Source organism: Acuticoccus kandeliae, from assembly GCF_003073115.1.
On the sequence record NZ_QBBV01000003.1, the window covers coordinates 142,052 to 157,602 of the forward strand.

Genomic DNA, 15,551 nt, shown 5'->3' on the forward strand with positions numbered 1-15,551 from the left:
TGGCGCACGCACTCCCGCGGAGGCGCCTGTCGGGGACACTCTGCTTTTCGCGGGCCGGGTTGCGGCTGCGAGGCGCGCGATGAGGGCGTCCCCCGGCCGCTGCGCCGTTGGTGCGGTTCGCGGTCCTCGCGGGCGCTGCAGTGCGGGCGGCGGGGCACGTGGGGTGAGGGTGTCCCCGACCCGCCGCTCCGGCGGAGGGGTTTGCGGCCTTGGCACTTGCGGGGGTGTCCGGACGCGAGTCCTCCTCCTGCCAGACGCGCTCGCCTCACTCGCGTTGACGGTCGGGACGATCAGGATGGTCTTCGGCGGCCTCGGCGCGGCACCGGCCTGCGCGGCGGCGCCTGTCGGCGACGCTGCGCTTTGCGTGAGCCGGACTGCGGCCGCGGCACGTGGGGTGAGGGCGTCCTCAGCCCGCCTCGCCGGCGGTGGGTTCGCGGCTCTCGCGCGCGGTGACGGGTGTGCGGACCGTCTTCGCGCCAGGGGTGATCGCCGGCTCGCGCTGACGACCGGAGCGATCAGTGTGCTCTTCGGCGGCCTCAGCGCGGCGCACGCGCCCACGCGGCGCCGCCTTGCGGGGGCGCTCCGCTTCGCGCGGGTCGGGTTGGGGACGGGGCGCGTGGGGTGAGGGCGTCCCCGGCCCGCCGTGCGGCGACGATGGCGTCGAGGCGGGTGTGGAGGGCGACCGCCTCGCGCTTCGGCGGGCTGTCGTCCGCGTAGAGGCTTGCGCGGAGGGCCGCGACGCGGGCCGCGCGCGCGGTGCGGGCGGACGGGGCGAGCGCCTCGCTATAGGAGGGCGGGCGGCCGACGCGGGCCTCACTCAGACGGTCGCGGCGCACCTCCACCGCGGCGAGGAAGGCGGCGTCGGCGACCGGGACGGGGAGGGCGAGACCGAAATGGCGGTTCGCCTCGGCGACGATCGACGGGAAGTCGGCGAGGACGCGGGCGAAGGGGGCGAAGACCACGCCATCCGCGACGCCGAGCACCGCGCGGTGGAAGGCGGCATAGTCGCGGAAGAGGTCGTCCGCGTCGGCGTGCGGGGCGTAATAGTCGGTCAGCGAGGCGACGGCATCCACCGGCGCGCGATAGACGACGATCGCGGGGATCCCCCGGCGCACGGCGGCGATGATCTGGGCCGCGGCGTGGGTGTGGCTCGCGATCGCGAGGCCTCCGTCGGCGACGAGGTCGAACGCCGCCTCCGCGAAGGAATTGCCGCTGCGGGGGAAGCCCTCCACCACGAGCCCGGTGTCGGCCCGCGCGAGACACGGATTGCCGAGCGCCGCGGCGAGCGCGCGATAGCAGAGCGGCGACACCGAGAGCCGTCGGCGCACCGCGCGGTAGGGCGTGCTGGTACGGATCGTTCGAGACAGGCCGGCCGGTCGGATCACGGGCGTCTCCTGATGTGAGTAATTTAAGATTGTATCTCGGTGTTCATCTATAAGTTGAAAATGGCGAGGTGATCAAGTCCGAGGCGGACGGGCGACGCCGCAGCAGCCGGTTTGACAGGTATGATGTATCTCCATAAACATCATACCGACACGCTCCGACCCGACAGGCTTCCCTTGCGCGCTCTCGTTCCGACCCTCGTCCTCGCCCTCCTGATCCCCGCCGCCGCGACGGCGCATTTCCAGGAGATCCTGCCCTCGACAGACACCGTCGACGAGGCGGCGCGGGAGGTGACGCTCGACCTCGTCTTCACCCACCCGATGGACCGGGGGCCGGTGATGGAGATGGCGCGACCGACGCGCTTCGGCGTCCTCACCGCGGACGGCGAGATCGACCTTCTCGCGACGCTGGAGGCCGCGCCGCAGGACGGGAAGTCGGCCTGGCGCGCGACCTTCGCCCCGCCCCGGCCGGGCGCCTACACCTTCTTCGTGGAGCCCGCGCCCTACTGGGAGCCGGGCGAGGGGAAGTCGATCATCCACTATGCCAAGGTGCTGGTGGACGCCTACGGGTGGGGTGCGGACTGGGATCGGCTCGTCGGCCTCCCCGTCGAGATCGAGCCGCTCGCGCGGCCGTCGGGGCTGTGGACCGGCAACCTCTTCAGCGGGATCGTGCGGCGCGACGGGGCGCCGGTGCCCTTCGCCGAGGTGGAGGTGGAATGGGTGAATGACGGGTCGGTGACCCCGCCCTCCGACGCCTTCGTCACCCAGGTGATCAAGGCGGACGGCAACGGCGTCTTCCACTATGCGATGCCGCGTGCCGGCTGGTGGGGCTTTGCCGCGCTCGTCGATGCGGACTATCAACTCCCCGACCCAGACGGCGCCAACCGGCCCGTCGAGCTCGGCGGCCTGATCTGGGTGAGGGCCGTTGACATGACGTCCAACCCCTGAGGCGATCGACTTGGCCCACATCCCCGACGGCGTCCTCTCCGTACCGGTGCTCGTCGCGGGCGGCGCCGTGACCGCGGCGGCCCTCGGATACGCGGTGCGCCGTCTCGACGAGGACGCGCTGCCGCGCACCGCGGTGGTGGCCTCGGTCTTCTTCGTCGCGAGCCTCATCGCGATCCCCGTCGGGCCGACGAGCGTGCACCTCCTCCTGTCGGGGCTGATGGGGCTCGTCATCGGCTGGGCGGCGGTGCCGGCGGTGTTCGTCGCCCTCCTCCTCCAGGCGGTCTTCTTCGGGATGGGCGGGATCACCGCCCTCGGCGTCAACACGATGAACATCGCCCTGCCGGGCGTCCTCTTCGGCGCGCTGTTCGCCCCGCTCGTCCGGGGGGCCGCGCCGCGGAAGGCGGCGCTCGCGGGGGCGCTCGTCGCGGTCCTCTCGGTGGCGGCGACGGCGGGGATGGTCGCGCTCGTGCTCACCCTCAGCGACCCGTCCTACGTGATCGCCTCGCGCGTCGTCCTCCTCTCCTACCTGCCTCTGATGGTGGGGGAGGGGCTCATCGGCGGGGTGGCGGTCGGCTTCCTCGCCCGCGTCGCGCCGGAGCTCCTCGCCGCCGGATGGACGGGACGGAGCGACTCGCTTGCCCTCTCCTAGGCGCGTCGGCCTCGCGCTGGCGCTGGTGGCGCTCGCCGCTTTCGCAACTTCGCCGGCGGCGGCGCACCGGCTCAAGGTCTTCGCCTCCCGCATTGGGCCGTCCATCGAGGGCGAGGCCTATTTCGCCGGCAGCGGGCCGGCCGAGGGCGTCGCCATCGCGCTCGAGGTCGAGGGCGCGGTGGTCGGAACGGGCATCTCCGGGGCTGACGGGCGGTTCGCCCTCCCGGCCCCGGACGGCGCGGTGACAGTGGTCGCCGACGCGCAGGACGGACACGTCGCCCGCTTCGCCATCGCGGCGGCGGGCGCGCCTTCGTCGTCGGTGCCCGCGGAGCCGGCCGTGTCCGCAACGCCCGCGCCAGGGCTCGACGCGGAGGCGCTGGAGACGGCGATCGCGCGCCAGATCGCGCCGCTCGCGGCCGAGATCGACGCGCTGGAATCGACGCTGCGCCTGCGCGACATCATCGGCGGGCTCGGCTACATCGTCGGCCTCTTCGGCCTCGTCGCCTTCCTGAAGGCGCGGCGGCGATGAGCGGGGCGGCGTCGGCCGTCTTCTCCGAGGCGCGCGAGGAAGGGCCCCTCGCGCGGATCGACCCGCGTGCCAGGCTTCTCGGCGCGCTCGCCTTCCTCCTCGTCCTCGCGACGCTCGACGTCCCGCCCACCCTCGGCCTCGCGCTCGCTGCGGGGGTCGCGGCAGCGCTTCTCGCGCGCCTCGAACCGGGGCCGACATTCCGCCGTCTCGCGGCGGTGGAGGGCTTTCTCGTCGTCCTCCTCATCAGCCTGCCGCTGACGGTGCCGGGATCGGCGGCCGCGCACGTGTTCGGCCTGCCCCTCTCGTGGGACGGCTTCGCGCGCGCGGCCGTGATCGCGGTGCGCGTCAACGCGGCGATCCTGATGATCGCGGCGCTCCTCTCCCGGATGGGCGCGACGCGGCTCAGCGAGGCGATGGTCGGGATCGGCATTCCCGCCCGCATCGCGGTGCTCTGCCAGCTCACGGTCCGTTATCTCGCCGTCTTCCAGGACGAGTACAGGCGGCTGCGGCGGGCGATGCTGGCGCGCGGCTTCCGGCCCCGGAGCGACCGTCTCACCTGGGAGAGCCTCGGCAACCTCATCGGCCTCCTCATCCTGCGGAGCGCGGAGCGGGCCGAGCGGGTCGCCTGGGCGATGCGCGCGCGCGGCTTCTCCGGCACGGTCGCGGCCGGCCCACGCGCCCCGCTTGGCCGGGCGGACGCGCTCTTCCTCGGCGCGATGGCGGCGCTCTGCGCGCTCCTCCTCGCGCTGGAGTTCGGCGCATGAGCGCGGCGGATGCGCCCCTCCTGCGGCTCGACGGGATCGTCGCCGGCTATGGCGGGCGGACCGTGCTGCAGGGCGTGGATCTCAACCTGCGGGCGGGCGAGCGGATCGTGCTCGTCGGCGCCAACGGGGCGGGGAAGTCGACGCTCCTCTATGTCATCACCGGCTTCGTCCGCGCGACGGCCGGGACGATAGAGGCCTTCGGCGGCGTGCGCCGGGCGGAGGCCGATTTCCGCGAGGTGCGACGGCGGGCCGGGCTCATCTTCCAGGACGCGGACGACCAGCTCTTCTGCCCGACCGTCATCGAGGACGTCGCCTTCGGGCCGCGCAATCTCGGCCAGAGCCGCGAGGAGGCCCGCGATAGCGCGCGCGAGACGCTCGCGAGCCTCGACCTCCTCCACCTTGCCGACCGGATCACCTATCGCCTCTCGGGCGGAGAGAAGCGCCTCGTCTCGATCGCCGCCGTGCTCGCCATGAAGCCTGACGTGCTCCTCCTCGACGAGCCGACCGTCGGCCTCGACCCCGACGCCTATGCCCGCCTCGGCGAGATCCTCCTCACCCTGCCGCAGGCGATGGTGATCGTCGCCCACGATGCGCACTTCATGGCCCAGCTCGCGACGGGCGCGATCCTCCTCTCCGACGGAAAGAGCCATCGCGGCACGATCCACCACCACGCACACAGCCACAGCCACGCCCATCTTCATTTCGAGCATGAAGGCTCGGGGGAGATCACCGTCGGCTTTCATCCACACCGGCACTGGCCGGCGGGCAATTAATCGTCGAAATCGCGGCCCCGCCGTGCTCTCGTCGGGCAAAGGCCACGAGAGAATGCGTGATGACCGACACCCCGACGTCCGCCCCGCCCCCCGCAAAGCTCAGCAATGACGGCCATCTCGCCGTCGTCGCCGCCTTCGCGGTCGCGTTCATCCTGTTCGGGCTGGCGGTGTCGGGGCCGGGGGCCGTCTTCAGCGGGCTCGGCGAGATCCTCTTCGCGCGCAACACGCTGATCACCGACTATATCGGCCTCGGCGGGATGGGGGCGGCCTTCGTCAATGCGGGGCTCCTGACGCTCGTCGTCGCCGCGATCTACCGCCAGTCGGGCACGGCCATCGGCGGGCCGGCGATCGCCTGCCTCTTCCTCGTCCTCGGCTTCGCGCTCTTCGGCAAGAATCTCCTGAATGTCTGGCCGATCGTCGCGGGCGTCGCGCTCTATGCCCGCTACAAGCGCGAGCCCTTCTCCCAGCACATCAACACCGCCTTCTTCGGCTGCGCGCTCGCGCCGGTCTTCTCGGAGATCCTGTTCTCGACCTCCCTGCCGGCGGTGGCGACGGTGCCGCTCGGCATCGTGACGGGCCTCCTGATGGGCTTCGTGCTCGCGCCCGCGGCCGCGCAGCTCTTCAAGGCCCACATGGGCTACAGCCTCTACAATATGGGCTTCACCGCCGGCATCGTCGGCACGCTCATCGTGGCGCTTTACATCTCATATGGCTTCGTGCCGGAGCCGGTCTTCATCTGGACGAGCGGCAACAATCTCCTCCTCGGCATCGCGATGGGGGTCGCCTTCCTCGCCCTCATCGGCGCGGGCTACTGGTTCGACCGCGATGCCTTGCGCGGTCTCCTCACGATCCTGCGGAGCCCCGGCCAGTCGCCGAGCGATTTCGTGGCCATCGCCGGGTCGGGGCCGGTGCTCGTCAACATGGGGATCAGCGGGCTCGTCGGGATCGCCTATGTCCTCCTCGTCGGGGCGGACCTCAACGGGCCGGTGCTCGGCGCGATCCTGTCGATCGTGGGCTTCGCGGCCTACGGCAAGCACCCGGCGAACTTCATCCCGGTGATGGCCGGCGTCTTCCTCGGCACCATCGCGAAGCCGTTCGGCGCGGCCGACCCCTCGATCATCCTCGCCGCCCTCTTCGGGACGACGCTCGCCCCGATCGCGGGCCGCTTCGGCTGGCATTGGGGGATCGTCGCGGGGTTCGTCCACGTCTCCGCCGCGCAGACCGTCGGCGCGCTCCATGGCGGGCTGAACCTCTACAATAACGGCTTCGCGGCCGGCATCGTCGCCTCGATCCTGGTGCCGGTGATCATCGCGATCCGCGACCGCAAGGACCACCCGCCCGAAGCGCTCTGATCGCCGGCGGCCTCAGTGCGCGTGGCCGTGCCCGTGATCGTGCGCGGCCTCGCGCGTCCCCTTGTCGGCGGGGATGATGTGGAGCGCCCCGTGCCGCACCCCGCGCTGGCTGATCACGCTGTCCGCGAAGGCCTCGATCGCCGAGAGCGGCCCGCGCAGGATCGACACCTCGAGGCAGTTGTCGTGATCCATGTGGACGTGGGTCGTCGCGACCGAGAGGTCGGTGTGGGCGTGGTGGTTCGAGGTCAGCCGGCTCGCGAGCGCGCGCGTCTCGTGATTGTAGGCGTAGGAGAGGGTCGCGTGGCAGACCTCGTCGCGGTCCACGAATTCCGCCCCCGCAACGCCGAGGCCGCCGGTGAAGGCGGCGCGGATGATGTCGCGCAGCGCCTCGGACCGGCTCTGGTAGCCGCGCTGCCCGCACAGCCGGTCGACCTCGGCGAGCAGCGCCTCGTCGATCGTCACGGTGACGCGTTGCATCGCCATCGGCGGCTCAGGCCGCGCCGTGCGTCTCGAGCGCAGGCTCGAGCCCGCCATTCTCGACGAGATAGTCCACGATCGTGTCGACCCCCGTGCCGCGCGACAGGTCGGTGAAGGCGAAGGGGCGGCCGGCGCGCATCCGCCGCGCGTCCTCCTCCATCACGTCGAGATTGACGTTCACGTAGGGGGCAAGGTCCGCCTTGTTGATGATGAGGAAGTCGGACCGGGTGATGCCGGGGCCGCCCTTGCGGGGGATCTCCTCCCCCTGACAGACCGAGATGACGTAGAGGGTGAGGTCGGCAAGGTCCGGCGAGAAGGTCGCCGCGAGATTGTCGCCGCCCGACTCGATGAAGACGATGTCGAGATCGGGGATCTTGCGGTTCAGCTCGGCGATGGCCTGGAGATTGATCGACGCGTCCTCGCGGATCGCGGTGTGCGGGCAGCCGCCCGTCTCCACGCCGACGATCCGGTCCTCCGACAGCGCCTGGCGGCGCGCGAGGATCAGCGCGTCCTCCTTGGTGTAGATGTCGTTGGTGATGACGCCGATGGAGTAGGTGTCGCGCAGCGCCTTGCAGAGCTGCTCGGTCAGCGTCGTCTTGCCGGAGCCGACCGGACCGCCGATCCCGACGCGGAGCGGTCCATTCTTCGATGCCATAATTCGTCCTCGACGGTTGTCTCGTGCGGCGGCGCGTAGCGCCCTTCGCTCAGTCGTGATGGTGGTGGCCGTGACCGTGGTCGTGGCTGTGCCCGTGCCCGTGGTCCCCGTGGGCGTGGCCATGATCGTGGTGGTGATCGTGGCCGTGATGGCCGCTCTCGCCGTGCCCGGAATAGGCGCCGCGCGTCGGGTTGAACGGCGCCACGACCGGCACGACGGTCGCGCCGAGCCCTTCGAGCATCGCCTTGATGACGTGGTCCTCCAGGATAAGGATCCGGTCCGCCTCGATCGCCGCCGCGAGATGGCGGTTGCCGATATGCCAGGCGAGCTCGACGAGATGCACGGGGTTCCGGGCGTGGATCTCGTAGAGCGGCTCCGCCGTCGCGGCGACGAGGATCGCGCCGCCGCCATCGACGAGGAGGCGGTCCCCCGCGTCGAGAACGGTCGGCTCGGCGAAGTCGACGAGGGCCTTGCGCCCATCAGTCAGCGTGATCGCCCGGCGGCGCAGGTGCCGCTCGTCGTGGAGGAGGGCGGCGGTGCCGACGATGGCGCCGGTCGTGTCGCCCGTGCCGGCCCGCTGCAACCCAATGACCTTCAACACCGACGCATTCTCCCTCAAGCGGCCCGGCGCCACGATGGCCCAGGCGACGCCATCTCGTCCAGAGTCGAGCGGGCACGGGGGACGCACGGCGCGCGACCGTTTGCGGCGTAATCTGGTATAATGTGGGTTGCGATTTGCTGGGCGAAACAGGAATGTTGGGCGCACCGCGAAAGCGGCGCGGCCGATGACAGAAACGGGAACAGCGATGGCGGCGACGGACACGTTGCGGGAGGCACCGGCGGTCCGATCCGGCAGCGGCCTCGTGTCGAGCCGCTGGCCCGCCGAGCTCGATCTGTGGTTCGCGCCCGAGGGTGGGCGCACGCGCCTGCGCCGCCAGCATCGCGGCCCCCTCGTCGTCCAGCAGCCTTTTTATCCGGAGGCGGACGGGACGTGCCACGTCTACGTCCTCCACCCGCCGGGCGGGGTCGCGGGCGGTGACACGCTCTCCCAGCGCTTCCATCTGGCGGACGGGGCGCGCGCGCTCCTCACCACGCCGAGCGCCACCAAATTCTACCGCAGCGCCCATGCGGCGAGCGGGCAGGAGACCCTGATCCGCGTCGGCGCGGGCGCGGTCTGCGAATATCTCCCGCAGGAGACGATCGTGTTCGACGGGGCCGACGCCGCGATAGCGACGCGCGTCGAGCTCGCGCCGGACGCGGTCTATGTCGGCTGGGATTTCGTCTCGCTCGGCCGGCCGGCCTCGGGCGAGGCGTTCGCCGAGGGGCATCTGCGCCAGCGCACCGAGATCCGCCGCGCGGGCCGTCCCATCTGGTTCGAGCGCCTGTCGCTCCCCGGCCGCTCCGCGCTCGGCGCCGCGCCCTACGCGCTCGCCGGCGCGCCGATCATGGCGACGATGGTTTATGCCGGGCCGATGATGGAGGACACGGACGCGCGCGTGCGCGACGCGGTCGGCGCCGACGGGGCGGGCCTCTTCTCGGTCAGCCAGCTCGACGACGTGCTCGTCTGCCGCTTTCTCGGCACGAAGATGTACCGGGCGAAGGCGCTCTTCGCCCGCGCCTGGGATGCGCTGCGGACGGGATCGATGGGCAAGCCCGCGAGCGTCCCGCGCATCTGGGCAACTTGAAGGTCAGCGTGTAAGCGGAGTGCGGGGAACTGGTGGCATCGCGCCAGATCACCTCGCCGAAGGCCAGACAACGAGGGGTGTGCAATGGAACTACTGCCGCGAGAAAAAGATAAGCTGCTCCTGTTCACGGCGGCCCTCCTTGCAGAGCGGCGCAAAGCCCGTGGCGTCAAGCTGAACTACCCGGAGACGATCGCCTACATCTCGGCGGCGGTTCTCGAAGGGGCGCGCGACGGCAAGTCCGTCGCCGAGCTGATGTCTTACGGCGCGACCCTCCTCACCCGCGACGACGTGATGGACGGCATCCCCGAAATGATCCCGGACATCCAGGTCGAGGCGACCTTCCCGGACGGGACGAAGCTCGTCACCGTCCACAACCCCATTCCGTGAGGCGCGCCATGATCCCCGGTGAAATGTTCGTCGAAGACGGCACGATCACGATCAACGAAGGGCGCGAGACGGTGAAGATCGAGGTCGCCAATTCCGGCGATCGTCCGATCCAGGTCGGCTCCCACTTCCATTTCTACGAGACCAACGCCGCGCTCGTCTTCGATCGCGACAAGGCGCGCGGCTTCCGCCTCAACATCCCGGCCGGCACCTCGGTGCGGTTCGAGCCGGGGCAGGACCGTGAGGTCGAGCTCGTGGCCCTCGCCGGGTCGCGCGTCGTCTACGGTTTCAACGGCAAAGTGATGGGCAAGCTCTGATGGTTGAGATCTCGCGCGAATATTACGCCTCGCACTATGGCCCCACGAAGGGGGACCGCGTCCGCCTCGCCGACACCGACCTCATCATCGAGGTCGAGGAAGACCACACCGTCTATGGCGACGAGGTCTCCTTCGGCGGCGGCAAGGTCATCCGCGACGGCATGGGGCAGAGCCAGCACCCTGCCGCCGAGGTCGCCGACCTCGTCATCACCAACGTCGTCATTCTCGACCACCAGGGCATCATCAAGGCCGACGTTGGCGTGAAGGACGGGCGGATCTCCGGCATCGGCAAGGCCGGCAACCCGGACATCCAGCCGGGCGTCACCATCATCATCGGCCCCGGCACCGACGTCATCGGCGGCGAGGGGAAGATCCTCACCCCCGGCGGCATCGACAGCCACATCCACTTCATCTGCCCGCAGCAGGTCGACGACGCGCTCACGAGCGGGACGACGACGCTGGTGGGCGGCGGCACCGGCCCCTCGGTCGGCACGCTCGCGACCACCGTCACCCCCGGCCCCTGGTACATCCACCGGATGCTGGAGGCGGTCGACTCGCTGCCGATCAATGTCGGCCTCCTCGGCAAGGGCAATGCGAGCCTTCCGGGCCCGCTGCGCGAGCAGATCATCGCCGGCGCCTCCGGCCTGAAGCTGCACGAGGACTGGGGCACGACGCCGGCGGCGATCGACAACTGCCTCACCGTCGCCGACGAGATGGACATCCAGGTCGCGATCCACACCGACACGCTGAACGAGGCGGGCTTCGTCGCCGACACGTTCGCGGCGATGAAGGGGCGCACCATCCACTCCTTCCACACGGAAGGGGCGGGCGGCGGCCACGCGCCGGACATTCTGACGGCGGCGGGCCAGGAGAACATCCTGCCCTCCTCGACGAACCCGACGCGCCCTTACACGGTGAACACGGTGGATGAGCATCTCGACATGCTCATGGTCTGCCATCACCTCAACCCGCGCATCCCCGAGGATGTCGCCTTCGCCGAATCGCGCATCCGCAAGGAGACGATCGCGGCGGAGGACATCCTCCACGATCTCGGCGTGTTCTCGATGATGTCGTCGGACTCGCAGGCGATGGGGCGCATCGGCGAGACGACGCTGCGCTGCTGGCAGACCGCGCACAAGATGAAGGTGCAGCGCGGCCCGCTGCCCGAGGATTCGAGCCGGAACGACAATTTCCGCGCCAAGCGCTACGTGGCGAAATACACGATCAACCCTGCGATCGCGCACGGCTTCGCGCATGAGATCGGCTCGATCGCGGTCGGCAAGCGGGCGGACTTCGTCCTGTGGAAGCCGGCGATGTTCGGCGTGAAGCCGTTCCTCGTCCTCCTCGGCGGCATGATCGCGACGGCGCCGATGGGCGATCCGAACGCCTCCATCTCGACGCCGCAGCCGGTCCACTACCGGCCGATGTTCGGCACCTATGGCCGCGCGCGCTCGTCCACCGGCATCACCTTCGTGTCGAAGGCGGCGCTCGATGACGGGATCGGCGACAAGCTGAAGCTGACCAAGCGCCTCGTCGCGGTGAAGAACACGCGCACGATCGGCAAGAAGGACATGGTCCACAACTCCTTCACGCCGAAGCTGGAGGTGGATCCGCAGAACTATCAGGTCCGCGTCAACGGTGAGATCATCACCTGCGAGCCTGCCGACGTGCTGCCGATGGCGCAGCGCTACTTCCTGTTCTGAGACAGGCAACAATCGAGAAAAGACGGGCTCTTCCGACACGTTCGGAGGGGCCCTTTTCCTATGGGGGGCACAATGCTGGATGTGGGGCGCTACCGGGACCATCGCACGTTCGGAATCGTTGACTGGTGCCTGCGCGGGCTCGGGCAGGTCGTCTTTCAGAACAACCCGCTGTCGGGGCTCGTCATCCTCGGCGCGCTCGCCTTCAACTCGCTGATCTACGCCTCGATCGCGGTGGTCGGCGTTGTGGTGAGCACGGCGACGGCGATCGCGCTGAAGGCCGACAAGGGCCTCATCCGCGACGGGCTCTACGGCTTCAATGGCGCGCTCGTCGCACTCGCCCTCGTCGCGTTCACGAGCGAGGATTTCCGCTCCGGAGCGATCCCGTCGCCCTATCTCACCGTCTACATCGTCTTCGCCGCGGCGATGACGAGCGCGATGTTCGCGACGCTCGGGACATTGCTCGCGCCCTACAAGGTCGCGCCGCTGACGATGCCGTTCGTCCTCGTCGGCTGGCTCTTCCTGTTCGCGGTGCTGAAATTCACGAGCATCGACGCCGGCCCGCTCGCGAAGCCCGTTTCGCCCGACCAGTACAGCTACACCGTCGAGTACATGCTGCCGACCTGGTACATGGGCTTCGGCAACGCGATCGGGCAGATCTTCTTCCAGGACAACTGGATCGCGGGCTACCTCATCCTCATCGGCATCGCGGTGAACTCGCCGATCTCGGCGGGCATGGCGCTCCTCGGCGCGATCGTCGCGGCGGCGACGGCCGTCATCTTCGGCGCCCCGGAAGGGGCGATCCGCGACGGGCTCTTCGGTTACAACGCGGCGCTGACGGCGATCGCGCTCGGCGGCTTCTTCCTGGTGCTGACGTGGCGCAGCTTCCTCTACACCCTCTTCGGCGTGGTCCTCGCGACATGGCTGTGGGCCGCGATCGCGATCTTCCTCACCCCGATCGGGATGCCGGTGCTGACCTCCACCTTCGTGATCGTCACCTGGGCGCTGCTCCTCGGCCAGTACAGCTTCGCGGCGCTGGTGCCCGTCCCGCCGGCCGAGGCGACGACGGCGGAAGACAACCGCCGGCGCTATTCGCTGAAGGCGTCCTGACGCCGAATTGAAAGCGCCGCGTCGGAAATCCTCCGCGCGGCGCAAGAATATTACCGGCTTTCAAGTTTTCGACTCACGACACCGTCGCTATGGTCCCCGCGGGGAGTCTCAGCCTTTGTGCAAGCGGTCCCGCTGCGCAGGCGCGAGAGTGGAGAGCAGAATGTTGAGAAGAGCCACGGCGATATTTCTCGCCGTCACCATGGCGGTCACGCCCGCGCTGGCTTCGCCCGCGACGACGACCGCGAACGTCAACCTGCGCAGCGGACCGGGGACGAGCAACTCCGTGCTCGTGACGATCCCGCAGGGAAGCGGCGTCGATCTGCAAAATTGCGATTCGTCCGGCACCTGGTGCGCGATCAGCTTCAACGGCCAGTCCGGCTTCGTCAGCGGCCAATATCTGCAGGCCTCGAACGACACCGACGCCTGGCCGCGCGCGTTCGACACCTCCGGCGGCGGCAAGATGGTCGTCTACCAGCCGCAGTTCACCGCGTGGGACAATTTCAAGACGATCGAGGCGCTGGTCGCCGTCGAATATTCGCCGAAGGCGGGTGACGATCCGGTGTTCGGCGTCATCGGCATCAAGGGCGACACGACGGCCGACGACAGCACCAAGGAGGTCGTGATCTCGAACATCACGGTCACCGAGATCAACTTCTCCGCGCTCGACAGGACCGCGCTCGGCCAGCTCTCGGTCGAGGTGGGCAAGCTCCTCCCGACCGGGCCGATCACCGTCTCGGAGGATCGCGTCGTGGCGAGCCTCGCCGAATCGAAGCGCGTGACCGACGTCTCCGGCCTCAACGCCGACGCCCCGCCGATCTTCTATTCCGAATCGCCCGCGATCCTCGTCCAGACCGATGGCGACGCGACGATGGCGCCGGTGGAGAATGTCGACGGCGTGAGCTTCGTCATCAACACCAACTGGGACATCCTGCAGACGAACTCCGACAAGACGTTCTACCTGCGTGACGAGAAGTCCTGGCTGACGAGCACCGCGCTCGACGGCACCTGGTCAGCGGTGACCTCGCTCCCCGACGCCTTCTCCAAGCTCAGCGGCGACAATTGGAAGGATGCTGCGGCCGCGATCCCGCCGCAGCCGTTCGACGGCGCGGCGCCGAAGGTGTTCTACACGACGAAGCCGGGCGAGCTCATCATCTTCGACGGTGCGCCGAAGAAGGAGGCGGTGCCGAACACCAACCTCGAATGGATCTCCAACACCGAGAGCGACGTCTTCTTCGATACCGCCAACAACACCTGGTATCTGCTCCTCTCGGGCCGCTGGTTCAGCGCCGCCTCGCTCGACGGGCCGTGGACCTTCGCGACGCCGAACCTACCCGACGACTTCAAGCGCATCCCGTCCGGCACGCCCTACTACACGGTGCGCTACTCGATCCCCGGCACCTCCGAGAGCGCCGAGGCGCGGCTGAAAGCGAGCATCCCGCACACCGCACGCGTGGAGACCGACAAGGTCTCGGCCGAGGTGTCCTATGGCGGCGACCCGCAATTCACGAAGATCGACGGGACGGAGATGTCCTACGCGACGAACACCAACGATCAGGTGATCCTCGTCGAGGGCCGCTACTATGTCCTGCAGAACGGCGTCTGGTTCGTGGGCGACACGCCGACGGGGCCGTTCACGGTCGTGACCCAGGTGCCGGAGGTGATCTACACGATCCCGCCCTCCTCGCCGGTCTACAACGTCACCTATGTGCGCGTGTACGACACCGAGCCCGGCGCGGTCTGGTTCGGCTACACGATGGGCTACCTCTCCGGCTATCTCGCCTGGGGCACTTACGTGTACGGCACGGGCTGGCTCTATCCGCCTTATTGGGGCGCGCCCTACGGCCCCTATCGCTGGCCGGGCTACTATCCGCGCCCCGTCACCTACGGCATCGGCGCCTATTATAACCCGGTGCGCGGCGTCTACGGGCGCTACGGCTATGCCTACGGCCCCTATCGCGGCATTGCGGCGGGCGCGGCCTACAACCCGCGGACCGGCACCTATGTCCGCGGCGGCGCGGTCTACGGGCCGGCCGGGGAGCGCGGCTTCGTCGCCGCCTACAATCCGCGCACGAACACCGGCGCGATCGCCCGTGGCGGTCACGACGTCTACGGCTCGTGGGGGACGGCGGGCGTGCGCCGCGGCTCCGACTGGGCGCGCGTCAGCGGCGGCGCCAACGACGCGGGCGGGCGCGGGATGACCTGGTCGCGCTCCAGCGGCAACCAGGGCTTCGCGGCCGAGGGGCGCGGCGGCAACGTCTATGCCGGTCGTGACGGAAACGTCTACCGCAACACCGGCGATGGCTGGCAGTCGTTCGACCGCGGCGGCTGGCACGATGTCGACGCGCCGTCTCCGGGCGACCTCCGCCCCGCCGCGGGCAGCGACGGTCCGCTCGGCGGAAACGGCCCGCGCGGCGGCGGCGACGGTCCGCGCGACAATGGCGTCCTCAGCGGCGCACAGGGCGGGGCGCGCGGGAATGGGGCCGGGGCCGGCGCCAATCTCGGCGGCGGCGGCGGTGGCGGCGTGCCGCGGGCCGAGGGTCCGGCGCGCCTGCCGCAGAACCTCCAGCAAGACGCCTTCTCCCGCGATCTCGGCAACCAGCGCCGGATCCAGAATTTCGACCTCGGCGGCGGCGGCGGCCGTGAGTTCGGCGGGGGGCGTGAATTCGGTGGTGGCCGAGAGTTCGGCGGCGGCGGCTTTGGTGGCGGGGGCGGTGGCTTCCGTGGCGGCGGCGGCGGGTTCCGCGGTGGCGGCGGCGGCTTCCGCCGCTGACCGACGCCGCCGGGGCAAGCGACGCCCCGGCACAAAGCCAATCGAAGCCGGCCCTT

The 15,551-nt window shown here is 69.8% G+C and carries 16 protein-coding genes; 12 read left to right on the forward strand and 4 right to left on the reverse strand.

From position 1 onward, the window contains the following. Positions 1-536: 536 nt before the first annotated feature. A complete protein-coding gene (locus tag DBV35_RS19885; RefSeq protein WP_157961866.1) occupies positions 537-1,385 on the reverse strand; it encodes a hypothetical protein in 849 nt (282 codons plus the stop codon). A gap of 174 nt (positions 1,386-1,559) precedes the next feature. Here DBV35_RS19885 and DBV35_RS19890 point away from each other — a divergent pair, with 174 nt between their 5' ends. The 6 genes from DBV35_RS19890 to DBV35_RS19915 are packed head-to-tail and all read left to right on the forward strand — an operon-like array spanning position 1,560 to position 6,397. Continuing rightward, entirely contained in the window at positions 1,560-2,330 is a 771-nt protein-coding gene (locus DBV35_RS19890; RefSeq protein ID WP_245944007.1) for a DUF4198 domain-containing protein, read from the forward strand. 10 nt (positions 2,331-2,340) lie between these two features. Continuing rightward, positions 2,341-2,979: a cobalt transporter CbiM gene (cbiM, locus tag DBV35_RS19895; protein WP_108662133.1), complete on the forward strand. Its 639-nt coding sequence runs from the start codon at positions 2,341-2,343 to the stop codon at positions 2,977-2,979. Next, positions 2,966-3,508, forward strand: a complete 543-nt coding sequence (locus tag DBV35_RS19900; protein WP_157961867.1) for a hypothetical protein — start codon at positions 2,966-2,968, stop codon at positions 3,506-3,508. The genes cbiM and DBV35_RS19900 overlap by 14 nt, the downstream gene beginning before the upstream one ends. Further along, complete coding sequence (gene cbiQ / locus DBV35_RS19905) at positions 3,505-4,272, forward strand: cobalt ECF transporter T component CbiQ (RefSeq protein ID WP_108662135.1); 768 nt, start codon at positions 3,505-3,507, stop codon at positions 4,270-4,272. The genes DBV35_RS19900 and cbiQ overlap by 4 nt, the downstream gene beginning before the upstream one ends. After that, entirely contained in the window at positions 4,269-5,045 is a 777-nt protein-coding gene (locus DBV35_RS19910; protein ID WP_108662136.1) for an energy-coupling factor ABC transporter ATP-binding protein, read from the forward strand. The genes cbiQ and DBV35_RS19910 overlap by 4 nt, the downstream gene beginning before the upstream one ends. A 59-nt stretch (positions 5,046-5,104) precedes the next feature. Beyond that, positions 5,105-6,397 (forward strand): DUF1576 domain-containing protein, encoded by a 1,293-nt coding sequence (locus tag DBV35_RS19915; RefSeq protein WP_108662137.1) that lies wholly within the window; start codon positions 5,105-5,107, stop codon positions 6,395-6,397. A 12-nt stretch (positions 6,398-6,409) separates the two neighbouring features. Here the strand turns inward: DBV35_RS19915 and nikR are convergent, their stop codons facing one another. From nikR to DBV35_RS30695, 3 genes are read right to left on the reverse strand one after another with little or no spacing between them, the layout of a single operon-like run. Then, positions 6,410-6,874: a nickel-responsive transcriptional regulator NikR gene (gene nikR, locus DBV35_RS19920; protein ID WP_108662762.1), complete on the reverse strand. Its 465-nt coding sequence runs from the start codon at positions 6,872-6,874 to the stop codon at positions 6,410-6,412. Positions 6,875-6,887: 13 nt separating this feature from the next. Continuing rightward, positions 6,888-7,529, reverse strand: a complete 642-nt coding sequence (ureG, locus tag DBV35_RS19925) for an urease accessory protein UreG (RefSeq protein WP_108662138.1) — start codon at positions 7,527-7,529, stop codon at positions 6,888-6,890. Positions 7,530-7,578: 49 nt separating this feature from the next. Further along, entirely contained in the window at positions 7,579-8,130 is a 552-nt protein-coding gene (locus DBV35_RS30695; RefSeq protein ID WP_205648776.1) for an urease accessory protein UreE, read from the reverse strand. A 205-nt stretch (positions 8,131-8,335) separates the two neighbouring features. Between DBV35_RS30695 and DBV35_RS19935 the strand changes: the two genes are divergently transcribed. The 6 genes from DBV35_RS19935 (at position 8,336) to DBV35_RS31320 (ending at position 15,495) form a co-directional block, all read left to right on the forward strand. Next, positions 8,336-9,214 carry an urease accessory protein UreD gene (locus tag DBV35_RS19935; RefSeq protein WP_205648777.1) on the forward strand — a complete coding sequence of 293 codons (879 nt, stop codon included), beginning with the start codon at positions 8,336-8,338 and terminating at the stop codon, positions 9,212-9,214. An 84-nt stretch (positions 9,215-9,298) separates the two neighbouring features. Continuing rightward, a complete protein-coding gene (gene ureA / locus DBV35_RS19940) occupies positions 9,299-9,601 on the forward strand; it encodes an urease subunit gamma (protein WP_108662140.1) in 303 nt (100 codons plus the stop codon). Between the two features lie 8 nt (positions 9,602-9,609). Next, a complete protein-coding gene (locus DBV35_RS19945; protein WP_108662764.1) occupies positions 9,610-9,915 on the forward strand; it encodes an urease subunit beta in 306 nt (101 codons plus the stop codon). Beyond that, positions 9,912-11,618: an urease subunit alpha gene (ureC, locus tag DBV35_RS19950; RefSeq protein WP_281262241.1), complete on the forward strand. Its 1,707-nt coding sequence runs from the start codon at positions 9,912-9,914 to the stop codon at positions 11,616-11,618. Before DBV35_RS19945 ends, ureC begins: the two co-directional genes overlap by 4 nt. Positions 11,619-11,690: 72 nt before the next feature. After that, positions 11,691-12,725 (forward strand): urea transporter, encoded by a 1,035-nt coding sequence (locus DBV35_RS19955; protein ID WP_108662142.1) that lies wholly within the window; start codon positions 11,691-11,693, stop codon positions 12,723-12,725. Positions 12,726-12,885: 160 nt separating this feature from the next. Next, entirely contained in the window at positions 12,886-15,495 is a 2,610-nt protein-coding gene (locus tag DBV35_RS31320; protein ID WP_108662143.1) for an SH3 domain-containing protein, read from the forward strand. Positions 15,496-15,551 lie beyond the last annotated feature (56 nt).

Coding starts and splice junctions, on each gene's coding strand:
- ureA (WP_108662140.1), top strand. CDS start 9,299: ATGGAACTACTGCCGCGAGAAAAAGATAAGCTGCTCCTGTTCACGGCG.
- DBV35_RS19935 (WP_205648777.1), top strand. CDS start 8,336: ATGGCGGCGACGGACACGTTGCGGGAGGCACCGGCGGTCCGATCCGGC.
- DBV35_RS19915 (WP_108662137.1), top strand. CDS start 5,105: ATGACCGACACCCCGACGTCCGCCCCGCCCCCCGCAAAGCTCAGCAAT.
- nikR (WP_108662762.1), bottom strand. CDS start 6,874: ATGCAACGCGTCACCGTGACGATCGACGAGGCGCTGCTCGCCGAGGTC.
- DBV35_RS19955 (WP_108662142.1), top strand. CDS start 11,691: ATGCTGGATGTGGGGCGCTACCGGGACCATCGCACGTTCGGAATCGTT.
- DBV35_RS19910 (WP_108662136.1), top strand. CDS start 4,269: ATGAGCGCGGCGGATGCGCCCCTCCTGCGGCTCGACGGGATCGTCGCC.
- DBV35_RS19945 (WP_108662764.1), top strand. CDS start 9,610: ATGATCCCCGGTGAAATGTTCGTCGAAGACGGCACGATCACGATCAAC.
- DBV35_RS31320 (WP_108662143.1), top strand. CDS start 12,886: ATGTTGAGAAGAGCCACGGCGATATTTCTCGCCGTCACCATGGCGGTC.
- cbiQ (WP_108662135.1), top strand. CDS start 3,505: ATGAGCGGGGCGGCGTCGGCCGTCTTCTCCGAGGCGCGCGAGGAAGGG.
- ureG (WP_108662138.1), bottom strand. CDS start 7,529: ATGGCATCGAAGAATGGACCGCTCCGCGTCGGGATCGGCGGTCCGGTC.